This window comes from Curtobacterium sp. MCBD17_019 (genome assembly GCF_003234555.1).
In the GTDB taxonomy this organism is placed as follows: domain Bacteria; phylum Actinomycetota; class Actinomycetes; order Actinomycetales; family Microbacteriaceae; genus Curtobacterium.
The window spans coordinates 1-19463 of record NZ_QKTT01000024.1 but is presented as its reverse complement, the minus strand read 5'-3'; the positions used below and the strand labels follow the sequence as shown (position 1 = coordinate 19463).

The window sequence follows — 19463 nt, the reverse complement described above, 5'->3', positions numbered from 1 at the left end:
TCCCGCGCCCGGGTCGTCGTCGGTCATCGCGCCGCGACGGCCAACAGCCCGTCGCATTCCGCCATCCGGTCAGCGGTGGTCCGCGCAAAGGCACCGAGGTGGTGGAGGTCGTCGGCACACGCGCGCGATCGCGCCACCTGTCGAGCGACCACGTCGTCGAGTTCCGCGACCACGTCGGCTCGCCCGACCGCGTCGTCGTGCGGGCCGAGCATGCGCGGGTCGATCAGCACGCGGTCCGCGGCCTCGTCCAGCGTGCGTGCGAGTGCCTCCAGTTCCGCGCGGCTGATGCGGAGTTCGTCCGTCGTCGATCCCGCCATGGTTCCCCCTCGTCCCGTCGCCCACGTCTGCTGTGCTGCCGGGCCGGTGACAGACCCGGCAGCACCCGCGGGGCCCCCGTCCCGCTCCCTCAGGCTAGCCGACCGATCGACTGATATTTGACCAACGGCTGGGAGGAGATCGAGCAGGCGGGACAGCCGAGGACGCCCGCGGGCATCGAGGAGGGGGTGCCGTCGTGACGACGGCACCCCCTCCTCGATGTTCCGGACCTACGGCCGCTTCCGCCGCTCGCGCACGCGCATGTTGACGGTGATCGGGGTCCCCTCGAAGCCCCAGACCTCACGGAGGCGTCGGGTGATGAAGCGCCGGTACTGCGGGTCCAGGAACCCGGTGGTGAACAGGACGAATGTCGGGGGTCGCGAGGACGCTTGCGTCCCGAACAGGATCCGCGGCTGCTTGCCGCCGCGGACGGGGTGGGGGTGTTCTTGGACGAGTTCCGCGATGAAGGCGTTGACCTTCCCGGTGGGGATGCGCGTGTCCCACGAGTCGAGCGCGACCGTCAGCGCGGGCACCAGCTTCTCGAGGTGCCGACCGGTCCGAGCCGAGATGTTGACACGCGGCGCCCAGGCTACGTGTGCCAGGTCCTGCTCGATCTCACGCTCCAGGTACCGCCGGCGGTCGTCATCGAGCAGGTCCCACTTGTTGAACGCGAGCACGAGCGCGCGGCCGGACTCGAGGACGAGGTCGATGATCCGCAGGTCCTGCACCGAGATCGGCTCGGTCACGTCGAGGATGACGACCGCGACCTCGGCCTTCTCGAGCGCCGCCGTGGTGCGGAGCGACGCGTAGAAGTCGGCGCCCTGCTGCATGTGCACCCGCTTGCGGATGCCCGCCGTGTCGACGAAGCGCCAGACCCGGCCGCCCAGCTCGATCTGCTCGTCGACGGGATCGCGCGTCGTCCCGGCGAGGTCGTTGACCACCACCCGTTCCTCGCCCGCCGCCTTGTTGAGCAGCGAGCTCTTGCCGACGTTCGGTCGGCCGAGGATCGCGACGCGACGGGGGCCGCCCACCTCTTGCTTGGCGACCGCGGAGGTGTCGGGCAGCGTCGTCACGACGAGGTCCAGCAGGTCGGCGACGCCGCGACCGTGCAGGGCCGACACCGGGTGCGGCTCGCCGAGGCCCAGGTTCCACAACTCGTGGACGTCGAGCTCGCGGCGCTCGTCGTCGACCTTGTTCGCGGCGACGATGACCGGCTTGTCGGTTCCCCGGAGCATCCGCACGACGTGCTCGTCCGTCGCGGTCGCGCCGACGGTGGCGTCCACGACGAACAGGACGGCGTCCGCCAGGTCCACGGCGACCTCTGCCTGCGCCGCCACGGACGCGTTGATGCCCGTGGCGTCGGGCTCCCACCCGCCGGTGTCGACGAGCGTGAAGCGCTTGCCGTTCCATTCCGCCTTGTAGGAAACCCGGTCGCGCGTCACACCCGGGACGTCCTGGACGACTGCTTCGCGGCGGCCGAGGATCCGGTTGACCAGCGCCGACTTGCCGACGTTCGGACGTCCCACGATCGCGAGCACCGGCAGGGCCGGCAGATAGGTCTGGCCGTCCTCACCGAGTTCGGCCCCGTCGAGGAGCTCGATGTCCTCCTCGTCGAGGTCGTAGTCCTCGAGTCCAGCCCGGAGCGCGTTCGCCCGCTGTTCCGCGTCGGCGTCGTCGAGCTGGTCGAGCCGCTCGCCGAGCGCGCGGTCGTACTCGGGGAACGAGTCCCCGCCGGAGGAGTCGGCGACGTCGTCGCTCAGGTCGTCGGGATGCGCCATGTGTCAGTCCTGTGGGGTGGTGGCCGTTCGGGCCAGATCGACCACCGCCTGCACGGTCTGGTCGAAGTCGAGATCGGTGGAGTCGACGGTGGTGACACCGTCCGCGGCGTTCATGAAGTCGACGACCCGAGCATCGGCCTGGTCACGTCGCGCCAGGGCACGGGCCGTCTCCTCGGGTGTCTGCGTCGTCACCTCAGCAGAACGTCGGGCCATTCTAACCGACTCGTCCGCCGTGAGCAGGATCCGCACCTCGGCGTCCGGCGCGACGACCGTCGTGATGTCGCGCCCCTCGGTGATGATCCCCGGCGCGTCCGCACGGCGCATCACGTCGCGGAACAACTGCACGAGCTTGGCCCGGACGGCCGGGAGCTTGGCGATGTGCGCAACCGCAGCGGTCACCTCGGGTGTCCGGATCGCCTCGGTGACGTCCGTGTCGCCCACGCGGACGAAGTAGTCGTCGGGGTCGGTGCCGATCTGGTAGCGGAACGTGTCCCAGGACGCCACGACGGCTGCCGGGTCGTCCAGGTCGACGCCGGACCGGAGCGCGTGCCACGCGAGCGCCCGGTAGGCGGCTCCCGTGTCCTGGTAGTCGAAGCCCAGCACCCGCGCCGCCGCCCGCGACACGCTCGACTTGCCGCTCCCCGCCGGACCGTCCACGGCGACCACGAACTTCGCGACGTACGCGCCCTGCGGCAGACCCGCGGGCAGGGGGTCCCGCATCGAGCCCGGCTCGCCGGCCGGACCGTCCGGAGCGCCGCCGAGCACGTCACTGATCCCGCCACCGGGAGCACCGCCGCCCGGTGTCGCCGGACCGGGCGCACCACCCGGAGTCGGGAGGCCGGCGTCGGGGCCGTCCGGACCACCGGTCACGCCGCTGTCGCCGAGCGCCGTGCCGCCCATCGCCGCGGTGCCCGTCTCGTCGGTGCCCATCTCGTCGGTGCCCATTTCGTCGGTGCCGTTCATGCCCATGCCGCTGCGATCCTCCATCCACGGCGCTCGAGCTCGTCGAGCAGCCGCTGTTCTTCCTCCGGTACCACCGAGACCTCGACGATGCCGATGGGCGCTCCCGGAGAGTGCTCGAGGCGCAGGTCCTCGAGGTTGACGCCGATCTGCCCGATCTCGGTCAGCAGGCGGGCCAGTTGGCCGGGCTGGTCATCGATGAGCACGACGACCTGGCTGTACCGCCGGGTCGTGCCGTGTTTGCCGGGCAGCCGGGCCACGCCGAGGTTGCCGGCGGCCATCGCGCCCGCGATCGTCCTGGGGGCTCCCGGGGCGGTGGGCTCGGCGAGCGCGGCGATGACGGCGTCGAGTTCAGCGCGGAACGCCTCGAGCACCGGCCGGATCCGCGGCGCGTTCGCACCGAGGATCTGGACCCAGAGGCCGGGATCGCTCGCGGCCACCCGGGTGACGTCGCGAACGCCGCCACCCGCGAGACCGAGCGACGTGTCAGGAGCGTTGCGCAGCTGCGAGGCCATCAGCGTCGACACGAGTTGGGGCGCGTGGGACACCAGGGCGACGGCCTCGTCGTGGGTGTCGACGTCCATCTCGACGACGGTCGCGCCGAGGTCCAGCGCGAGGTCCTCGACGGCCACGGCACGCTGATGCGTGATGCCGTCGTGGCCCGCGATGACCCAGGGCCGTCCGATGAACAGGTCCGCGCGCGCGGCGATGGCGCCGCTGCGCTCGCGACCCGCCATCGGGTGCGATCCCACGTATCGGCTGACGTCCGCTCCGCGCTGTCGGAGCGCTGCCAGCGGACCCGCCTTGACGCTCGAGACGTCGGTGACGACCGCGTCCGGGTGTGCGTCCAACTCGCGTGCGACGACCGACGCAGTCACGTCCGGTGGCACCGCGACGACGACGAGGCCAGGGCGGTCACCGTCGGACGCGAGCCGACCGGCCCCGTAGTCCGCGGCGAGTGCGAGCGCTGCAGGCGAGGCGTCGTCGAGGACGACGTCCACGCCCTGTTGCCGGAGCGCGAGTCCGATCGAGGCGCCGAGGAGCCCGGTCCCGACGATCCGGACCTGTCCGCTGACCCGACGCTGGCCGGGGGACTCGGGCGCGGCGGTCGGGGCGGTGCGGGAGGGCCCGGACGAGGCCGACGGATCCGTTCGGGTCACGGTCGTGTCCTCTCCATCACACGCAGGGGCCCGAGGACGACGGCGCTCGGGGCGCCCCGGTACCGCGGGCACCACCCGAGCCTACCGATGCCCGACGCGACGGCTCGTCGTGGCCGCAGCGCGTCAGTCCTCCGGGTCCCGCTCCACACGGTCCGATCCACGGTTCCGATGCCGTCGCGCGATGGTGAGCAACGCTCCGAGCTCCTGCGTCGTCAACGCACGCTGCCGGCCCACGCCGAGCGTGCCGAGGTGGAGCGGCCCGAACGACCGACGCACGAGCTCCTCGACCGGGTGACCGACCGCGTCGAGCATGCGACGCACGATCCGGTTCCGTCCGGAGTGCAACGTGATCTCGACCAGGGAGGACCCGCGCGCGTTCTCGAGCAACCGCGCCTTGTCCGCCGCGATCGGACCGTCCTCGAGTTCGACACCGTCGATGAGGCGCTGGATCGTCGCGGGCGTGACGCCGCCCTCGACCTTCGCGATGTAGGTCTTGGTCACGCCGAACGACGGGTGGGCGAGGACGTGCGCGAGCGCGCCGTCGTTCGTGAGGACCAGGAGGCCCGAGGTCTCGGCATCGAGCCGCCCGACGTTGAACAGTCGCTCGTCGTACCGGTCGGCGTACTGCGACAGGTCGGGCCGTCCGTGCTCGTCGTGCATGCTCGAGACGACGCCCGTCGGTTTGTTGAGCATCACGTATCGACGCGAGGTGTCCACCTGCACCGCGAGACCGTCGACGGCGATCTCGTCGTGCTCGGGGTCCACGCGTCGGCCGAGAGCATCGACGACCTCGCCGTTGACCGTGACGCGTCCCTCAGCGATGAGGTTCTCGGCCACCCGCCGACTCGCGATCCCCGCTGCCGCGATCACCTTCTGCAGGCGCTCTCCCTGGGGCAGATCGCCGGCCGGGAGGCCCGCCCCATCCGGACCTCCACGCCCGGTTCCCGAGCCGGTCGCGTCGTCCCACTCGGGGATGATGGGGCGCTCCGGCGTCCCCTCGAGCGGGAGCCCTCGTTCATCCACGGCACCGGGCCGGAGCGGGGTGGTGTCCGGCCGGGCGGCGGGAGTGCGGCGCCCCGGTCGTCCGTCGTCGTCACGGCGCTGGTTCCGCGGGTTCGCGGTGCCGCCGACGTACCGACGACCGTTGTGCCACACCCGCGAGTCCGCGGGGTCGGACCGCTGCGCGTCGCGTCGAGGGTCTTGCCCACGGCCGCCCCGGGGGTCCCGCTCGCGGCCACCCCTGGAGTCCCGCTCGCGGCCACCCCGGTCGTCCTGTCGGCGATCGTCACGCCCGGCTCGCGGCCCGGAGTCGTCCCCGCCGTGTCGCCCGCCACGGAACCGCTCGTCCCGCGGAACACCCGAACGATCGCTCTGGTCGTCCCGACGTCGCTCGGGGCCGCCCCCATGGCGACCCTCGCCGCGCGAACCGAAGCCTCCCGTCGGACGGTCGCGGGACGGATGTTGGCCGTACGGCCGCTCGCCACGGGCGCCGTCATCGCGCCCACGGTCGCCGTACGGCCGACCGTCGTTCGGCCGGTCACCACGGGCGCTGTCGCCGCGACCACGGTCGCCGTACGGCCGACCGTCGTTCGGCCGGTCCCCACGGGCGCCGTCACCGCGACCACGGTCGCCGTACGGCCGACCGCGATCGGGACGGCCGCGATCCGGACCGTCTCGATCCGGACGACCACGATCAGCGCCTCCGGCACCGGGACGAGCCCGGCCGTGCCCGTTCCCGTCCGGCCTCGATCGGTCGGACCGATCCCGCCCCCGCGGTTCCCGGTCGTCGTCATGCGCGGCCATCGGCGAATCCTTCCGTGCCGTCCTCGAGGAGCGGCGAGATGAGCGGCAGCTCCTCGAGCGTGTTGATCCCGAGCTGGGTGAGCAGCAGGTCCGTGGTCACGTAGTTGATCGCGCCGGTCTCGCTGTCGGTGAAGGACTCCGCGATGAGTCCGCGAGCCACGAGGGTCCGAACGACACCGTCCACGTTCACGGCGCGGATCGACGCGATCTGAGCACGTGTGATCGGTTGCTTGTAGGCAACGACCGCCAGGGTCTCCAGCGCTGCTTGCGAGAGACGGGCGGGACGTTCGGCGTGCACGAACTGCTCCACCACCGGGTCGAGTTCGGACCGGACGTAGAAGCGCCAACCGCCGCCGACCTCACGGAGTTCGAACCCGCGGCGGACCCCGCCGTCCGCCCCGTCGAAGTCACGGACGAGGCGCTCGATGGCCTGCCGGACCGCGGGCACGGGCGCGCCGACCGCGGTCGCGAGCGCGATCGGGGTCTGGGGTTCGTCCGCGATCATCAGGATCGCCTCGATCTGACGGTCGATCGGCACGTCGAGGCCTGCCGCGCCACTCCGAGCATCGTCGGCGCCGTTCGCGGCGTCCACTGCCTCGCCGTCACGGAGCTCCTGCTCGGCGAAGCGGGCCTCGGCGATCTCGTCGGCGCCGCCGGGCTCGTCGGAGCCGCCGGCACGACCGCCGCTGCTGTCATCCGTCATAGTCGGCTCCCAAGTTGGCGAGGCTCTCGTCGGACCAGTGGTCCGCGGTCCAGCGGATGGTGAGCTCCCCGAGGGGCTCGAGCTGTTCGAACGCGATGGAGGCGTTCCGGTACAACTCGAGGATCGCCAGGAAGCGAGCCACCACGATACCCGTCTCGGTCACGCCGGCGATCAGTTGCCGGAACGTCACCTCGCCGCCGTTGCGGAGCATCGACACGACGATCGCGGCCTGCTCGCGGATGCTGACGAGCGGCGCGTGGAGGTGGTCGAGCCCCACCGTCGGGATCTCGCGCGGGGCGAGTGCGACGGCCGCGAGCGCCGCGAAGTCCTGTACGGACAGTGTCCAGACGAGCTCCGGGGTCCGAGCCCGGAACCGCTCCTCCAGCCGCACGGACCGGACGTGCCGGCGCACCTCGGTGTCCCACTGCGCCCCGAACCAGTGCGCGGCCTGCTTGAACGCCCGGTACTGCAGCAGCCGCGCGAACAGCAGGTCGCGTGCTTCGAGCAGGGCGACGTCCTCGGCGTCGACGAGTTCGCCCTGTGGCAGCAGCCCCGCGATCTTCAGGTCGAGCAGGGTGGCGGCGACGACCAGGAACTCGCTCGCCTCGTCGAGCTCCTCAGCGCTCTCGGCCGCCCGCACGTATGCGATGAACTCGGTGGTCACGGCGCTGAGGGCGACCTCGGTGATGTCGAGTTCACGCTTGGTGATGAGCGACAGGAGCAGGTCGAACGGCCCGTCGAAGTTCGCCAGCGTCACCCGGAACCCCGGGCGCCCGTCGGTCTCGGTGGCCGACGCGGTCAGGGCCTCCGGTGCCGTCCGCGTCGGGTCAGGCGACGGCGCCACGGAAGACGAGTTCCCGCGCGAGCGCCCGGTACGCAGCCGCTGCGGGGTGGTCGGGCGCGGTCTGGGTGATCGGTCGCGCGGAGACCGTGGCGTCGGGGAACTTCACGGTGCGCCCGATGACGGTCTCGAACACCTTGTCGCCGAACGCGTCGACGACCCGCTCCATGACCTCGCGCGAGTGCAGCGTCCGGGAGTCGTACATGGTGGCGAGGATGCCGTCGAGCATGAGCGCCGGGTTGAGCCGGTCGCGCACCTTGTCGATGGTCTCGATGAGCAGCGCCACCCCGCGCAGCGCGAAGAACTCGCACTCGAGTGGGATGAGCACGCCGTGCGCGGCCGTGAGGGCGTTGACGGTGAGCAGTCCGAGCGAGGGCTGGCAGTCGACGAGGATGACGTCGTAGTCGCGCGAGACCTTCCGCAGGACCCCGGCGAGGATCTGCTCGCGAGCGACTTCGCTGACCAGGTGGACCTCGGCTGCGGACAGGTCGATGTTCGCGGGGATGACGTCGAGCCCGGGCGTCCCCGTGCCCTGGATGATCGTGTTGGGGTCCTTCACCGTGCCGATGAGCAGGTCGTAGACGGTGGGGACGTCGTGCGTGCGGACACCGAGTCCCGCCGACAGCGCACCCTGCGGATCGAAGTCGACCGCGAGCACGCGGCGTCCGTACTCGGCGAGCGCTGCGCCGAGGTTGATCGAGGTCGTCGTCTTGCCGACGCCGCCCTTCTGGTTGCACAGCGTGATGATGCGGGCGGGCCCGTGGCCGTCGAGTTCTTCGGGCACGGGGAACGTCCGAACAGGTCGCCCGGTCGGACCGATCGCGGGCTGGGTCGTCGGGTTCGTGGGCACGCTGCAATCGTAGCGGCGGCCGACGACGCGGCCGGGAGGCGCACCCCAGCCCGCCCCGCGCCGCACGCTCGGCGACGCGTGCCCGATCAGGCCCGGGTGCCGCCGGTGTGCACACCTGCACGGGTCGGTCGTCGCGCCCGCGGGTGGCTCGTGACGTAGACGTCGTGGAGCATGTCGGCGGTCACGAGCGTGTAGATCTGCGTGGTCGCCACGGACGCGTGGCCGAGCAGCTCCTGCACGACCCGGACGTCGGCCCCGCCTTCGAGCAGGTGCGTCGCGAACGAGTGCCGGAACGTGTGGGGCGAGACGTGCGCGGTCAGGTGGGCGCGTTCGGCAGCGGCCTGGATCACCAGCCATGCGCTCTGCCGGGACATGCGCGCCCCGCGGACACCGAGGAACAGCGCGGGGGTCGCCGTGCCGCGCGCGGCGAACACCGGCCGAGCCCGGACCAGGTAGGCGTCGATGGCGGCTCGCGCGTAGCTGCCGAGCGGCACGATCCGCTGCTTGTTGCCCTTGCCGGTGACCCGGACCACGGCGATCTCCGACTCGTCCCCGTCCTCGTCGTCATCGTCGGGCGGCAGGGCCGTGACGTCGTCGACGCTGAGGCCGACCGCCTCGGAGATCCGGGCCCCCGTCGCGTACAGGAGTTCGAGCAACGCGCGATCGCGGAGCTGCACGGGATCGTCCCCGTCGACGGCGGCGAGGAGTGCGCCCATCTGGTCGATCGTGATCGCCTTCGGCAGTCGCATGGGGGACTTCGGCGGTCGCACGGACGCGGCGGGATCCGCGGGCAGGACGCCCTCCGCAGCGGTGAACGCCGAGAACGACCGGATCGACGACAGCATCCGGGCGATGCTCCGGGGCGCGAGCGGTCCCTCGGGCCGGGTGGCCAGGGAGGTGACGAAGTCGGACACGTGCGACTTGGTGAGACGTCGGACGTCCTCGACCACGACCGCCCCGTCGGGGTCCGACCCCAGCCACTGTCCGAAGGCCGTCAGGTCTCGTCGGTACGCCGCGAGCGTGTGCTCGGACAGTCCCCGCTCCACGGCGACGTGGCGCAGGTAGCTCCCCACGGCAGCGTCGTACGTCGTCACGGCATCCAGGCTAGGCGACCGAGGTCCCGGTCCGCCCGACGCGGACCCACCCCGCGGACCCACCCCGCGAGGTCGAGCGGGCCTCCGACGTGGCCCGAGCCCGCGATCCCGACCCTGCCCTCGGTCCTCCGCGTCAGCGGGACTCGACCCGGTCCACGGCGAGCGCCGCCAGCGACAGGATCGCGTTGCCGAGCCGACCACCGAGCACGCCCTGCACGACGTCCTCGCGCGGCACCCACCGCTTCACGATGTCGGCCTCCTCGAAGGAGCGCTCGAACGCCTCGTCCTTGGCACGGACGCCGCGGGCACGGTAGACGATGATCACCTCGTCGCTGCCGCCCGGCGACGGGGTGAAGCGGAGCAGTTCCGACCAGTCGTCGGCCTCGAGGTCGGCTTCCTCGCCGAGTTCGCGCTTCGCGGCGTCGAGCGGGTCCTCCCCCTGCTGGTCGAGCAGCCCGGCGGGCAGCTCCCAGTCCCGCTTGCGGATCGGGTGCCGGTACTGCTGGATGACGAGGACCCGGCCTTCGTCGTCCTCGGCGTAGACGGCGACGGCGCCGGTGTGCGCGATGTACTCGCGCACCATGTCCTCGCCGTTGTAGTCGACCGTGTCCTTCCGGATGTCCCAGACGGCGCCCTCGTACACGACCTCGGACGCCTTGAGCGGTGGTTCCAGGTGCTCGTCGGCGAGCGGGGTCTCAGCGGGCGTGGGTTCGGGGTCGTTCGTCGCGGTCTCGGTCACCCGTCCATCCTGCACCTCGTCGGCAGGACGGCGCCCGCCCGCTGCGAGCGGCGGTGGAGCGAGCGACACGGCGGGGAGCTGTGGACGACGAACGACGGGAGGGACGACGCCAGCCGGCACCGTCCCTCCCGTCACCGTCGCACGACGGTCAGACCGATTCGGTCTCCGGCTCCTGCACCTCGAACAGTCGCGAGGCCTCCTGACGGTCCAGCGCCGCGGCGACGAGGCCGGCGAAGAGCGGGTGCGCGTGGTTCGGCCGCGACCGCAGCTCCGGGTGCGCCTGGGTGCCGATGTAGAAGGGGTGCACGGACCGGTCGAGCTCCACGTACTCGACCAGCGTGCCGTCGGGCGACGTCCCCGAGAACACGAGACCGGCGTCGGCGATCTGGTCGCGGTACTTGTTGTTCACCTCGTAGCGGTGACGGTGTCGCTCGGATGCCTCCGCCGCGGCGTACAGGTCGCGGGCGAGCGTGCCCTCGCCGAGCTCGGCCGGGTACAGGCCGAGCCGCATCGTCCCGCCGAGGTCGCCGCCGGCGATGATGTCGACCTGCTCGGCCATGGTGGCGATCACGGGGAACGGCGTCTCCGGGTCGAACTCGGACGACGACGCGTGCGGCAGACCCGCCTCGTTGCGCGCGTACTCGATGACCATGCACTGCAGACCGAGGCACAGACCGAGGGTCGGGATCCCGTTCTCGCGGGCGAACCGCAGCGCACCGAGCTTGCCCTCGATCCCGCGGACGCCGAAACCGCCCGGCACACAGATGCCGTCGACGTCACCCAGGTGCTTCGCCGCACCCTCGGGCGTCTGGCACTCGTCCGACACGACCCACTTCAGCAGCACCTTGGTGTTGTGCGCGAAGCCGCCGGCTCGCAACGCCTCGGTGACGGACAGGTAGGCGTCCGGCAGGTCGATGTACTTGCCGACCAGTCCGATGGTCACCTCGCGCTTCGGCTCGTGCACCGCGCGGAGCACCTCGTTCCAGCTCGACCAGTCGACCGGGCCCGCGGACAGCCCGAGCGCGTCGATGATGTACGCGTCGAGGCCCTGGTTGTGCAGCATGGTCGGGATGTCGTAGATCGACGGCACGTCCACCGCGTTCACGACCGCGCCCTCGTCGACGTCGCACATGAGCGCGATCTTCCGCTTGTTCGAGTCCGACACGGGGCGGTCCGAGCGGAGCACGAGCGCATCGGGCTGGATCCCGATCGAGCGCAGCGCGGCGACGGAGTGCTGCGTCGGCTTCGTCTTCTGCTCGCCCGAGGCATTCATGAAGGGCACGAGGGAGACGTGCACGAAGAACACGTTCGCCCGCCCGAGCTCGTGTCGCACCTGGCGGGCCGACTCGATGAACGGCTGCGACTCGATGTCGCCGACGGTGCCGCCGACCTCCGTGATGATCACGTCGGGCTGCGGGTCGTTGCTCGCCTGCTCCCGCATCCGGCGCTTGATCTCGTCCGTGATGTGCGGGATCACCTGCACCGTGTCGCCGAGGTACTCGCCCCGGCGCTCCTTGGCGATGACCGACGAGTAGACCTGCCCCGTCGTGACGTTCGCGGACTGCGACAGGTTGATGTCGAGGAACCGCTCGTAGTGGCCGATGTCGAGGTCCGTCTCGGCACCGTCGTCGGTGACGAAGACCTCGCCGTGTTGGAACGGGTTCATCGTGCCCGGGTCGACGTTGAGGTACGGGTCGAGCTTCTGCATCACGACGCGCAGGCCCCGCGCGGTGAGGAGGTTGCCGAGGCTCGCGGCGGTGAGGCCCTTGCCGAGCGAGGAGACCACGCCACCGGTGACGAAGATGTGCTTCGTGACCTTGGAGGGCTGGTCAGGAGAAGAGGATCGAGTACCGCCGCTGAAGATGTCCGCCACGGGCTTCCATTGTATGGCACGGGGCGTCACCCCGTCGATGCCGCCCGGAGCGGCGGGCGGCGCCGGCGGCGGTCCGGGTGTGTCGCGGCGCCACGCCCTGGGACGCGACGCCGATGGAGCGCTCGTCCGGTCCGCGCGGCGCCCGCAGGATGCCGGGAGGCCCGACCGCCGCCCGCCTCAGACGCTCGCCGCCGCCATCTGCAGCAGTTCGCGCGCGTGCTCGATACCGCTCTCGCTCTCGTCGAGTCCGGACAACAACCGCGCCATCTCCTGCAGTCGGTCCTCACCCTGCAGACGCTGGACGCTGCTCGAGGTGACGGCACCCGAGGCGTCCTTGACGACCCGCAGGTGGTTCGTGGCGAAGGCCGCCACCTGCGCGAGGTGCGTGACCACGACGACCTGGGTCGTCCGCGCGAGGCGGGCCAGGCGGCGTCCGATCTCGATCGCCGCCGCTCCCCCGACCCCGGCGTCGACCTCGTCGAAGACGAACGTCGGCACGGTGGTCGTGCCGGCCATGACGACCTCGATCGCGAGCATCACGCGGGACAGCTCACCGCCGGACGCACCCCGGCCGATCGGCCGCGGGTCGGATCCCGAGTGCGGCTGCAGCAGGATCGCGACCTGGTCCCGTCCGGCCTGCCGGTACTCACCGGCATCCGTCACCTCGACGACGAGTCGAGCCCCGGACATCGCGAGCGACGCCAGCTCGTCGGTCACCCGTGCGGCGAGGTCCTCGGCCGCGGTCGTCCGTGCGGCGGTGAGGGCGGTCGCCGTCTCCTCGAGCACGGCGAGGTCCGACTCCACCGCGGCTTCGAGCGCCACGATGCGGTCGTCGTCCCCGTCGAGTTCGAGCAGACGGTCGGACGCCCGCCGCCCGAACGCGATGATGTCGTCGACGTCGTCCCCGTACTTCCGGACGAGCGCGGCGAGCACGGCCCGTCGCTCGTTGACGAGTTCGAGGTCGTGCGCGGCATCGCCGTCGAGCGAGCCGAGGTAGCTCGACAACGTCGACGCCGCCTCGCCGACCTGGTACCCGATGTCGGTGAGCTGGTCGAGGATCGGCGCGAGTTCCGCGTCGAAGCCGACCACCCGTTCGACGGCACGGCGCGCCGCCTCGACCAGCCCGACCACGTCGGGTGTGCCGTCGAGCGCCTCGCTCGAGAGCGCCTCGTGGGCCAGGCCGGCGGAGAGGCGGAGCTCCTCGAGGTTGCCGAGCCGCTCGGCGCGTTCCGTGAGCTCGACGTCCTCGCCGGGTTGTGGGTCGGCCGCCTCGATCTCCGCGCTCGCGGCCCGCAGCGTGTCCGCCTCCCGGATGCGTTCCTCCCGATCGCGCGTCAGGCCCTCGAGGTCCCCCGCATGCTGCTGCCAGCGGTCGTACGCCGTGGTGTACGCGGCGAGCGCGTCGCGGAGAGCCGAGCCGCCGAAGGCGTCGAGCGCGGCGCGCTGCGCGGTCGACGAGGTCAAGCGGATCTGGTCGGACTGCCCGTGCACCGTGACGAGCCGGTCGGCGAGTTCCCCGAGCACCGCGACCGGTGCACTCCGTCCACCGACGGTCGCGCGGCTGCGTCCCTCGGCGGAGACCGTCCGCGTCAGGATGAGCTCGCCGTCCTCGACCGCTCCGCCGGCGTCCTCGACGCGCTCGACGACCGGCGAGTCGGCCTCGATCCGCCAGCGGCCCTCGACGACGGCCGACGCACTCCCCCGCCGTACCGACGACGCGTCGGCACGCGCCCCGAGCAACAGGCCGAGCGCGGTCACGATCATCGTCTTGCCGGCACCCGTCTCACCCGTCACGACCGTGAACCCGGGGCCGAGTTCCAGCGTCGCCTCGCCGATCACCCCGAGGTCCCGGATCCCGATCTCGTCGATCACGATCCGTCCTCGTCGTGCTGGGGCCCACGCCATCCACTGACCGGCAGCTGGAACTTGGCGACGAGCCGGTCGGTGAACGGCGCGTCCTTGAGACGTGCGACCCGGACCGGCTGCGGCGAGCGCCGGACCTCGACGCGCGCGCCGGGAGGCAGGTCGTGGGTCCGTCGTCCATCGCACCAGAGCACGCCCAGGCCGGCCGTCCGGCGCAGGACCTCGACGGCCAACGTGCAGTTCGGACCGACGACGATGGGTCGTTGGAAGAGCGCGTGTGCCCCGAGCGGCACCATGAGGAGCGCGTCGACGTCCGGCCACACGATGGGACCGCCGCCCGAGAACGAGTACGCGGTCGACCCGGTCGGGGTGGACATGACGACACCGTCGCACCCGAACGACGAGAGGGGGCGGCCGTCGACCTCCATGACGACCTCGAGCATCCGCTCGCGGGCGGCCTTCTCGACGGTCGCCTCGTTGAGCGCCCAGGACGAGTAGACGACGTCCTGCCCCAGGATGACGTCGACCTGCAGGGTCACCCGCTCCTCGACGTGGTAGTCGCCGCTCAGCGCACGCTGCACGGTCTCGGCCAATCCGTCGCGCTCGCTCTCGGCGAGGAACCCGACGTGACCGAGATTGACCCCGACGATCGGCGCGTTGACGTCGCGCACCAGTTCCGCCGCGCGGAGGATCGTCCCGTCCCCGCCGAGCACGATCACGATCTCGAGTTCGGACGTCTGCACGTCGACCCCGAGGATGTCGACCTGGCCCACGGAGGCCTCGGCACGCCGGATGTCGGCGTACTCGTCGAACGGCATCACCGGGACGAGGCCTGCGGCGTGCAGCAGGTCGCACACCTCGAGCGCGGCGTCGATCGAGTCCCGCCGGCCGGTGTGCGAGACGAGCAGGATGTGTCGTTCGCCGGTCATCGCGTTTCCTCGTTCCTGTCCGTACCCGTTCGATCCCGCGCGGACGTCGTGCCCCGCACGGACGCCGTGCCCCGCACGGACGTCGTGCCCCGCACGGCGTTCGCTGCGAGCGCCGTCACCCGGGATCGCCACTCCGTGGGCTGTGTCCCGCCGCCCCGCACCAGGTGCACGAGGAACTCGTGGTTCCCGTGCGTACCGAGGATCGGCGACGCCATGACGCCCGCTACGCCGAACCCCAGGTCGTGCGCGGTCCAGAGCACGTTCATGACGGCGTCGTCGCGGAGGTCAGGATCGTGGACGATGCCCTCACGGATGCCCGACCGCCCCACCTCGAACTGCGGTTTCACGAGCAGGACGTGTTCGTCGGCCGGGACCGCGTCGGCCAGCGCCGGGAGCACGAGTCGCAGGCTGATGAACGACAGGTCGGCGACGACCAGACTCGTGGCCGCGGCCCGGGGATCCAGGGCACGGAAGCCATCGGGCTCGAGGTTCCTGGCGTTCATCCCCTCGACGACAACGACGCGGCGGTCCGACGCCACGCGGGGGTCGAGCTGCCCGTGACCGACGTCGAGCGCGATGACCCGGGACGCTCCTCGCTCGAGGAGCACCTGCGTGAAGCCGCCGGTCGATGCCCCGACGTCGAGCGCCACCCTGCCCGCCGGGTCCACCTCGAAGGCGTCGAGCGCCGCGACCAGCTTGTGCGCCGCCCGCGACACCCAGTCGTCGTCCGGTTCGACCGCGAGCGTGGCGTCGGGGCGCACCGGCGACGACGGCTTCACCGCCGTGATGCCGTCGACCGCGACCCGCCCCGCCTGCACCAGCTTCACGGCGGCGGTCCGGGACCGCACGAGTCCCCGCTCGGCGAGCAGCGCGTCGAGCCGCACCGAACGCTCCACGGCACCGGGAGCAGCACCGGAACCAGAACCAGAACCAGAACCAGAACCAGAACCAGAACCAGAACCAGAACCAGAACCAGAACCAGCGTGCACACCGGCATCGGCGTCACCAGCGGTCCGAGCACCCGCGGCGGGCCGCCCGTCACGCACTCGCGCTGCCACCCTCGAGACGCGTGCGGAGCTCGTCATGGAGCTGCGCGAAGGCGTCGGCGCGCTCGGGGAGCGGCTGGTCCTCGATGAGCCGGACTCGGGAGATCAATGCGTCCCCTCCGGTCTCGTCGTGCTCACCCATACGGTCCAGGCTACTCGCCGCCGTACAGCGCCGGATCGACGTCGAGACCGTAGATCGCGAGCCCCGATTCCCAGATCGCAGTCGCCCCTGCCCGCAGGAGGTCGAGGGAGTCGTCGCCGCGCTCCTCCACGCGAACGACGTGTGCCTGCATCCTCACGCGTGCCCCACCGACCCGCACGATCCGCGCTCCGTCGCGGTCGGTTTCGCGGTGCGTCACCGGGTACGGCTCGGCGAGACCGCGGAGGTCGCCGAGGACCCACGTCGGCCGCGATCGCTCATCCGCGGCGAGGACCTGCTTCGCTTGGTCGATACCGGTGAGCACGAGCACGCTCGGGATACCGGCGTCGTTGGCACCCTTGATGTCCGTGTCGAGCCGGTCGCCGATGAACAGTCGCTGCGTTCCCCCGAACCGCTCGACCGCCGTCTCGAAGATCGCCCGTTCTGGCTTGCCCGCGACGACGGGCATGCGTCCCACCGCGTTGTGCACCGCCGCCACGAGTGTGCCGTTGCCCGGGGCGATGCCGCGCTCGACCGGGATCGACCAGTCCATGTTCGTCGCCACCCAGGGGATGTCCCGGGCCAGGGCGAACGACGCCTCGGCGAGTTGTCGCCACCCGAGATCCGGTGAGAACCCCTGGATCACGGCCGCTGGCTCGTCGTCGGCGGAGTCCGTCACCCGGAAGCCCCCGGCCTCGACGATGCTCGTCAACCCGACTCCACCGATGACGAGGATCGTCGCCCCCGCTGGCACGAGCGTCGACAGGAGCCGGACGCCCGCCTGCGACGAGGTGACGACGTCGTCCGCTCCGACCTCGAGGCCATAGCCACGCAGGTGCTCGGCGACGTCAGCCGGGCGCCGGGACGCGTTGTTCGTGATGTAGCCGACGCGGGCCGTGGCCGACGCCGCGGTGAGTGCCTCGACCGCGTGCGGGATCGCCGCGGAGCCGCGGTACACGACCCCGTCGAGGTCCGTCAGGACGAGGTCGATGCCGTCCAAGGGCGGACGAGCTGCGTCAGCCGAGTCGGTGCGCGCCGATCCGGACCCATCGTCGCGCACATCGACCGCGCCCGCGATCGGTTTCGATCCGGACCGATCAGCGGTCTGCTCCGGATCCGTCGACGTCGATCGGGTCGGCTTCGTCGATCTCGAACGCTTCGTCGTCGATGTCATCCGACTCGATGACGCCGGCGACGTCGGGCCCTTCGTCGATGCCGTCGTCACCGGTGACGCCGTCTCCGCGCTCGACGAGTCCGTCGCTGGGTGCTTCCCCGTCGTCGCTCCCACTGCCATCGGCTCGCCCGGAGTCGACGGGGGCAAGCTCGTCGTCCGCTCCGTCGATCGCTTCCTCGACCACATCCACCGTCTCCCAAGCATCCTCATCAGCAGCCTCGGCGAGCGCCGCGGTAGCACGATCGACACGGGCCCACCATTCGTCGGCCTCGTCTTGGCGGCCGAGCTCTTCGAGCGTCGCCGCGTAAGCACTGTAGAGCGACGGCGACCAGCTGTAGGCCGTCGCCGGGTCCAGCTGTGGAATCTCCAACTCGGCAAGCGCCGCTGTGGGATTCCCGAGGTCGAGCCGGGCTCCGGACATCGCGATCGCGAGTTCCACCTGCACGGGCACGTCGAGTGCCGCACGGTCGACGGACCGTCCCAGCTCGAGTGCGCGCTCCGGACGGCCGAGTCCGCGCTCGCAGTCGACCATCATCGGAAGCTGGTCGTTGCGCCCCGAGATACGGCGGTAGGTCCGGAGTTCCCGGAGAGCAGACGCGAAGTCACCCAGTCGGTAGGACGTGATCGCCAGGGTCTCGCGGACCACGGCGACGCGTCCAGCCCGACGTCCGGCGCTGACCGCGTGCGCGTGCGCGAGTTCCGGGTCGTCGTCGATGAGGAGTGCTGCGGCCACGAGGTGCTTCGCGACCCAGTCCGAGTTGTCCTTGCTCAGCGTCTTCAGCTCGGCGCGCGCCTGGATGTCGAGATCACGGGGCTGGATGCCCTCGGGAACGTCCGGGTCGTCGTGACGCGGACGGATGGACCGAGTACCGAACGGATCGCGGTCGACGAAGGCGTCCCGCGACCCCTCACCGAAGCGAGCACCTGCAGACCGGGAGCCGTCACCGAAGCGCGCACGCTCGCGACCCCCGACCCGCCCGTCCTGGCCGCGCGCCCGGTCGTCACGATCGCCGTACGGTCGACCGTCGCGCGGACCCTGCCCGCGGCTGGCTCCGCCCGAACGGCCGCCATCGGAACCAGCACGACGGCCGGCCCCGGCAGGTCCGCGGTCATCGCGCCGTTCACGCCGGTCGTCGCCGTACGGTCGGCGGTCGTCACCGCGCGTCCGGCGATCGTCGCCGAACCGCCTGCCTTCGTCGCTCCGGGCACGTCGGTCGTCGCCGGAGCGTGTGCGGTCGTCGCCGTACGGACGGCGACCGCCGTCTGCCGGACGGGAGGCCCGGCCACCATCTCGCCCCGCCGCACCCCGACCGACGCCGCCATGATCGGGCCTCGCACCGCCTTGTCCGCGCCCGCGGTCGTCGCGCCATCCCTGGCGGTCCGTACGGGTGCCGTTCGCCCGGAAGTCCCGCCCGTCGCGGCGCGGACGCTCCCCCTCGGAAGGACGTTGCAGGCGCCCAGGACGATCACCGTCGGCACGGCCGGATCCTCGAGGTCCACCCTCGACACCGCGGCCGTTGCCGTCTCGCGGTCCCCCTCGGTACGAACTGCCTCCCCGATCGTCGCGACGCTCGAACTCCCGGGGTCCCCGCACGTACCCGCCGCGCTCAGCGCTCCGGCCTCCTCGGGGACCACGATCACCGTCGGGGCGCACGACGTCACGCCGCTCACCGTTCTCCCGCCGGTGTCCGGCATCACGCCACGATGCGGCGCCCCGGTCGTCACCCGATCGACCGCGCCGACCGTCAGCCCCTGCTCGAGGACCAGCGCCAGAACCGGGTGCCCCGGTGGAACCGTCACCTGCTCGACCACTGCTCGAGCGGGAGGATCCGTCGCGTCGGTTGCGCCGGTCGTCGCGGGCTTCGTCTTCGGGGCTGTCGGCCACCATGGCTCCTCGTACGTTCATCCGGAGGTCTTACCGGAGACGGTTCACTGTGTCGTTGTCCACGCTCAGTCCACCACGTGCCGGATGGATCCGCACACATGGCGCGACGGCGCACCGGGTTAAACAGAAATGGCCACCGGCCCTATCGGCATCCGGGGAACGAGTCCCAGGAGTCCGATGGAGGGCCGATGGCCACATCTTGACGTTGAGTCCGGCGGTGTCCTACTCTCCCACAAGGTCCCCCTTGCAGTACCATCGGCGCTGAGAGGCTTAGCTTCCGGGTTCGGAATGTGACCGGGCGTTTCCCTCTC

General features: G+C 71.5%; 17 protein-coding genes and 1 rRNA gene. All 18 read right to left on the bottom strand.

The genetic code is table 11. From position 1 onward, the window contains the following. Positions 1–23: 23 nt before the first annotated feature. Positions 24–317 (bottom strand): hypothetical protein, encoded by a 294-nt coding sequence (locus DEI82_RS15325; RefSeq protein ID WP_111012816.1) that lies wholly within the window; start codon positions 315–317, stop codon positions 24–26. Positions 318–545: 228 nt separating this feature from the next. Further along, positions 546–2093, bottom strand: a complete 1548-nt coding sequence (gene der, locus DEI82_RS15320; RefSeq protein WP_111012817.1) for a ribosome biogenesis GTPase Der — start codon at positions 2091–2093, stop codon at positions 546–548. 3 nt (positions 2094–2096) lie between these two features. Further along, entirely contained in the window at positions 2097–2813 is a 717-nt protein-coding gene (gene cmk, locus DEI82_RS15315; RefSeq protein ID WP_111012895.1) for a (d)CMP kinase, read from the bottom strand. 239 nt (positions 2814–3052) lie between these two features. Continuing rightward, a complete protein-coding gene (locus DEI82_RS15310; protein ID WP_111012818.1) occupies positions 3053–4213 on the bottom strand; it encodes a prephenate dehydrogenase in 1161 nt (386 codons plus the stop codon). Positions 4214–4336: 123 nt separating this feature from the next. After that, a complete protein-coding gene (locus tag DEI82_RS16580) occupies positions 4337–5110 on the bottom strand; it encodes a pseudouridine synthase (RefSeq protein ID WP_111012896.1) in 774 nt (257 codons plus the stop codon). 892 nt (positions 5111–6002) lie between these two features. Further along, positions 6003–6719 (bottom strand): SMC-Scp complex subunit ScpB, encoded by a 717-nt coding sequence (scpB, locus tag DEI82_RS15300; protein WP_111037506.1) that lies wholly within the window; start codon positions 6717–6719, stop codon positions 6003–6005. After that, a complete protein-coding gene (locus tag DEI82_RS15295) occupies positions 6709–7563 on the bottom strand; it encodes a ScpA family protein (RefSeq protein ID WP_111012821.1) in 855 nt (284 codons plus the stop codon). The genes scpB and DEI82_RS15295 overlap by 11 nt, the downstream gene beginning before the upstream one ends. Then, positions 7547–8410, bottom strand: a complete 864-nt coding sequence (locus tag DEI82_RS15290; protein WP_111011364.1) for a ParA family protein — start codon at positions 8408–8410, stop codon at positions 7547–7549. Before DEI82_RS15290 ends, DEI82_RS15295 begins: the two co-directional genes overlap by 17 nt. Before the next feature lie 86 nt (positions 8411–8496). After that, a complete protein-coding gene (locus DEI82_RS15285; RefSeq protein WP_258372100.1) occupies positions 8497–9504 on the bottom strand; it encodes a site-specific tyrosine recombinase XerD in 1008 nt (335 codons plus the stop codon). Positions 9505–9637: 133 nt separating this feature from the next. Continuing rightward, complete coding sequence (locus DEI82_RS15280; protein ID WP_258368754.1) at positions 9638–10243, bottom strand: NUDIX hydrolase; 606 nt, start codon at positions 10241–10243, stop codon at positions 9638–9640. A 148-nt stretch (positions 10244–10391) separates the two neighbouring features. Further along, the gene (locus DEI82_RS15275) at positions 10392–12116 is read right to left on the bottom strand and encodes a CTP synthase (RefSeq protein ID WP_284158620.1); all 1725 of its coding nucleotides are present in this window, start codon (positions 12114–12116) and stop codon (positions 10392–10394) included. Positions 12117–12293: 177 nt separating this feature from the next. After that, positions 12294–13988, bottom strand: a complete 1695-nt coding sequence (gene recN / locus DEI82_RS15270) for a DNA repair protein RecN (protein WP_111037505.1) — start codon at positions 13986–13988, stop codon at positions 12294–12296. Continuing rightward, positions 13985–14908 carry an NAD kinase gene (locus DEI82_RS15265; protein ID WP_111011366.1) on the bottom strand — a complete coding sequence of 308 codons (924 nt, stop codon included), beginning with the start codon at positions 14906–14908 and terminating at the stop codon, positions 13985–13987. Before DEI82_RS15265 ends, recN begins: the two co-directional genes overlap by 4 nt. Continuing rightward, positions 14905–15792, bottom strand: a complete 888-nt coding sequence (locus tag DEI82_RS15260; RefSeq protein WP_258372098.1) for a TlyA family RNA methyltransferase — start codon at positions 15790–15792, stop codon at positions 14905–14907. The genes DEI82_RS15265 and DEI82_RS15260 overlap by 4 nt, the downstream gene beginning before the upstream one ends. Positions 15793–15946: 154 nt before the next feature. Next, complete coding sequence (locus DEI82_RS16325) at positions 15947–16096, bottom strand: hypothetical protein (RefSeq protein WP_181435248.1); 150 nt, start codon at positions 16094–16096, stop codon at positions 15947–15949. Positions 16097–16106: 10 nt separating this feature from the next. Further along, positions 16107–17093 (bottom strand): HAD-IIA family hydrolase, encoded by a 987-nt coding sequence (locus DEI82_RS15255; RefSeq protein WP_258372097.1) that lies wholly within the window; start codon positions 17091–17093, stop codon positions 16107–16109. A gap of 97 nt (positions 17094–17190) precedes the next feature. Further along, entirely contained in the window at positions 17191–17913 is a 723-nt protein-coding gene (locus DEI82_RS15250) for a M48 family metallopeptidase (protein WP_258372096.1), read from the bottom strand. A gap of 1448 nt (positions 17914–19361) precedes the next feature. Then, positions 19362–19463, bottom strand: a 5S ribosomal RNA gene (gene rrf / locus DEI82_RS15245); the annotation flags it as partial.

What these genes read in the sequence shown, in the direction of transcription:
- DEI82_RS15325 (WP_111012816.1), bottom strand. Translation starts at nt 317, where the DNA reads ATGGCGGGATCGACGACGGACGAACTCCGCATCAGCCGCGCGGAACTG.
- der (WP_111012817.1), bottom strand. Translation starts at nt 2,093, where the DNA reads ATGGCGCATCCCGACGACCTGAGCGACGACGTCGCCGACTCCTCCGGC.
- scpB (WP_111037506.1), bottom strand. Translation starts at nt 6,719, where the DNA reads ATGACGGATGACAGCAGCGGCGGTCGTGCCGGCGGCTCCGACGAGCCC.
- DEI82_RS15265 (WP_111011366.1), bottom strand. Translation starts at nt 14,908, where the DNA reads ATGACCGGCGAACGACACATCCTGCTCGTCTCGCACACCGGCCGGCGG.
- DEI82_RS16325 (WP_181435248.1), bottom strand. Translation starts at nt 16,096, where the DNA reads ATGGGTGAGCACGACGAGACCGGAGGGGACGCATTGATCTCCCGAGTC.
- cmk (WP_111012895.1), bottom strand. Translation starts at nt 2,813, where the DNA reads ATGCGGGACCCCCTGCCCGCGGGTCTGCCGCAGGGCGCGTACGTCGCG.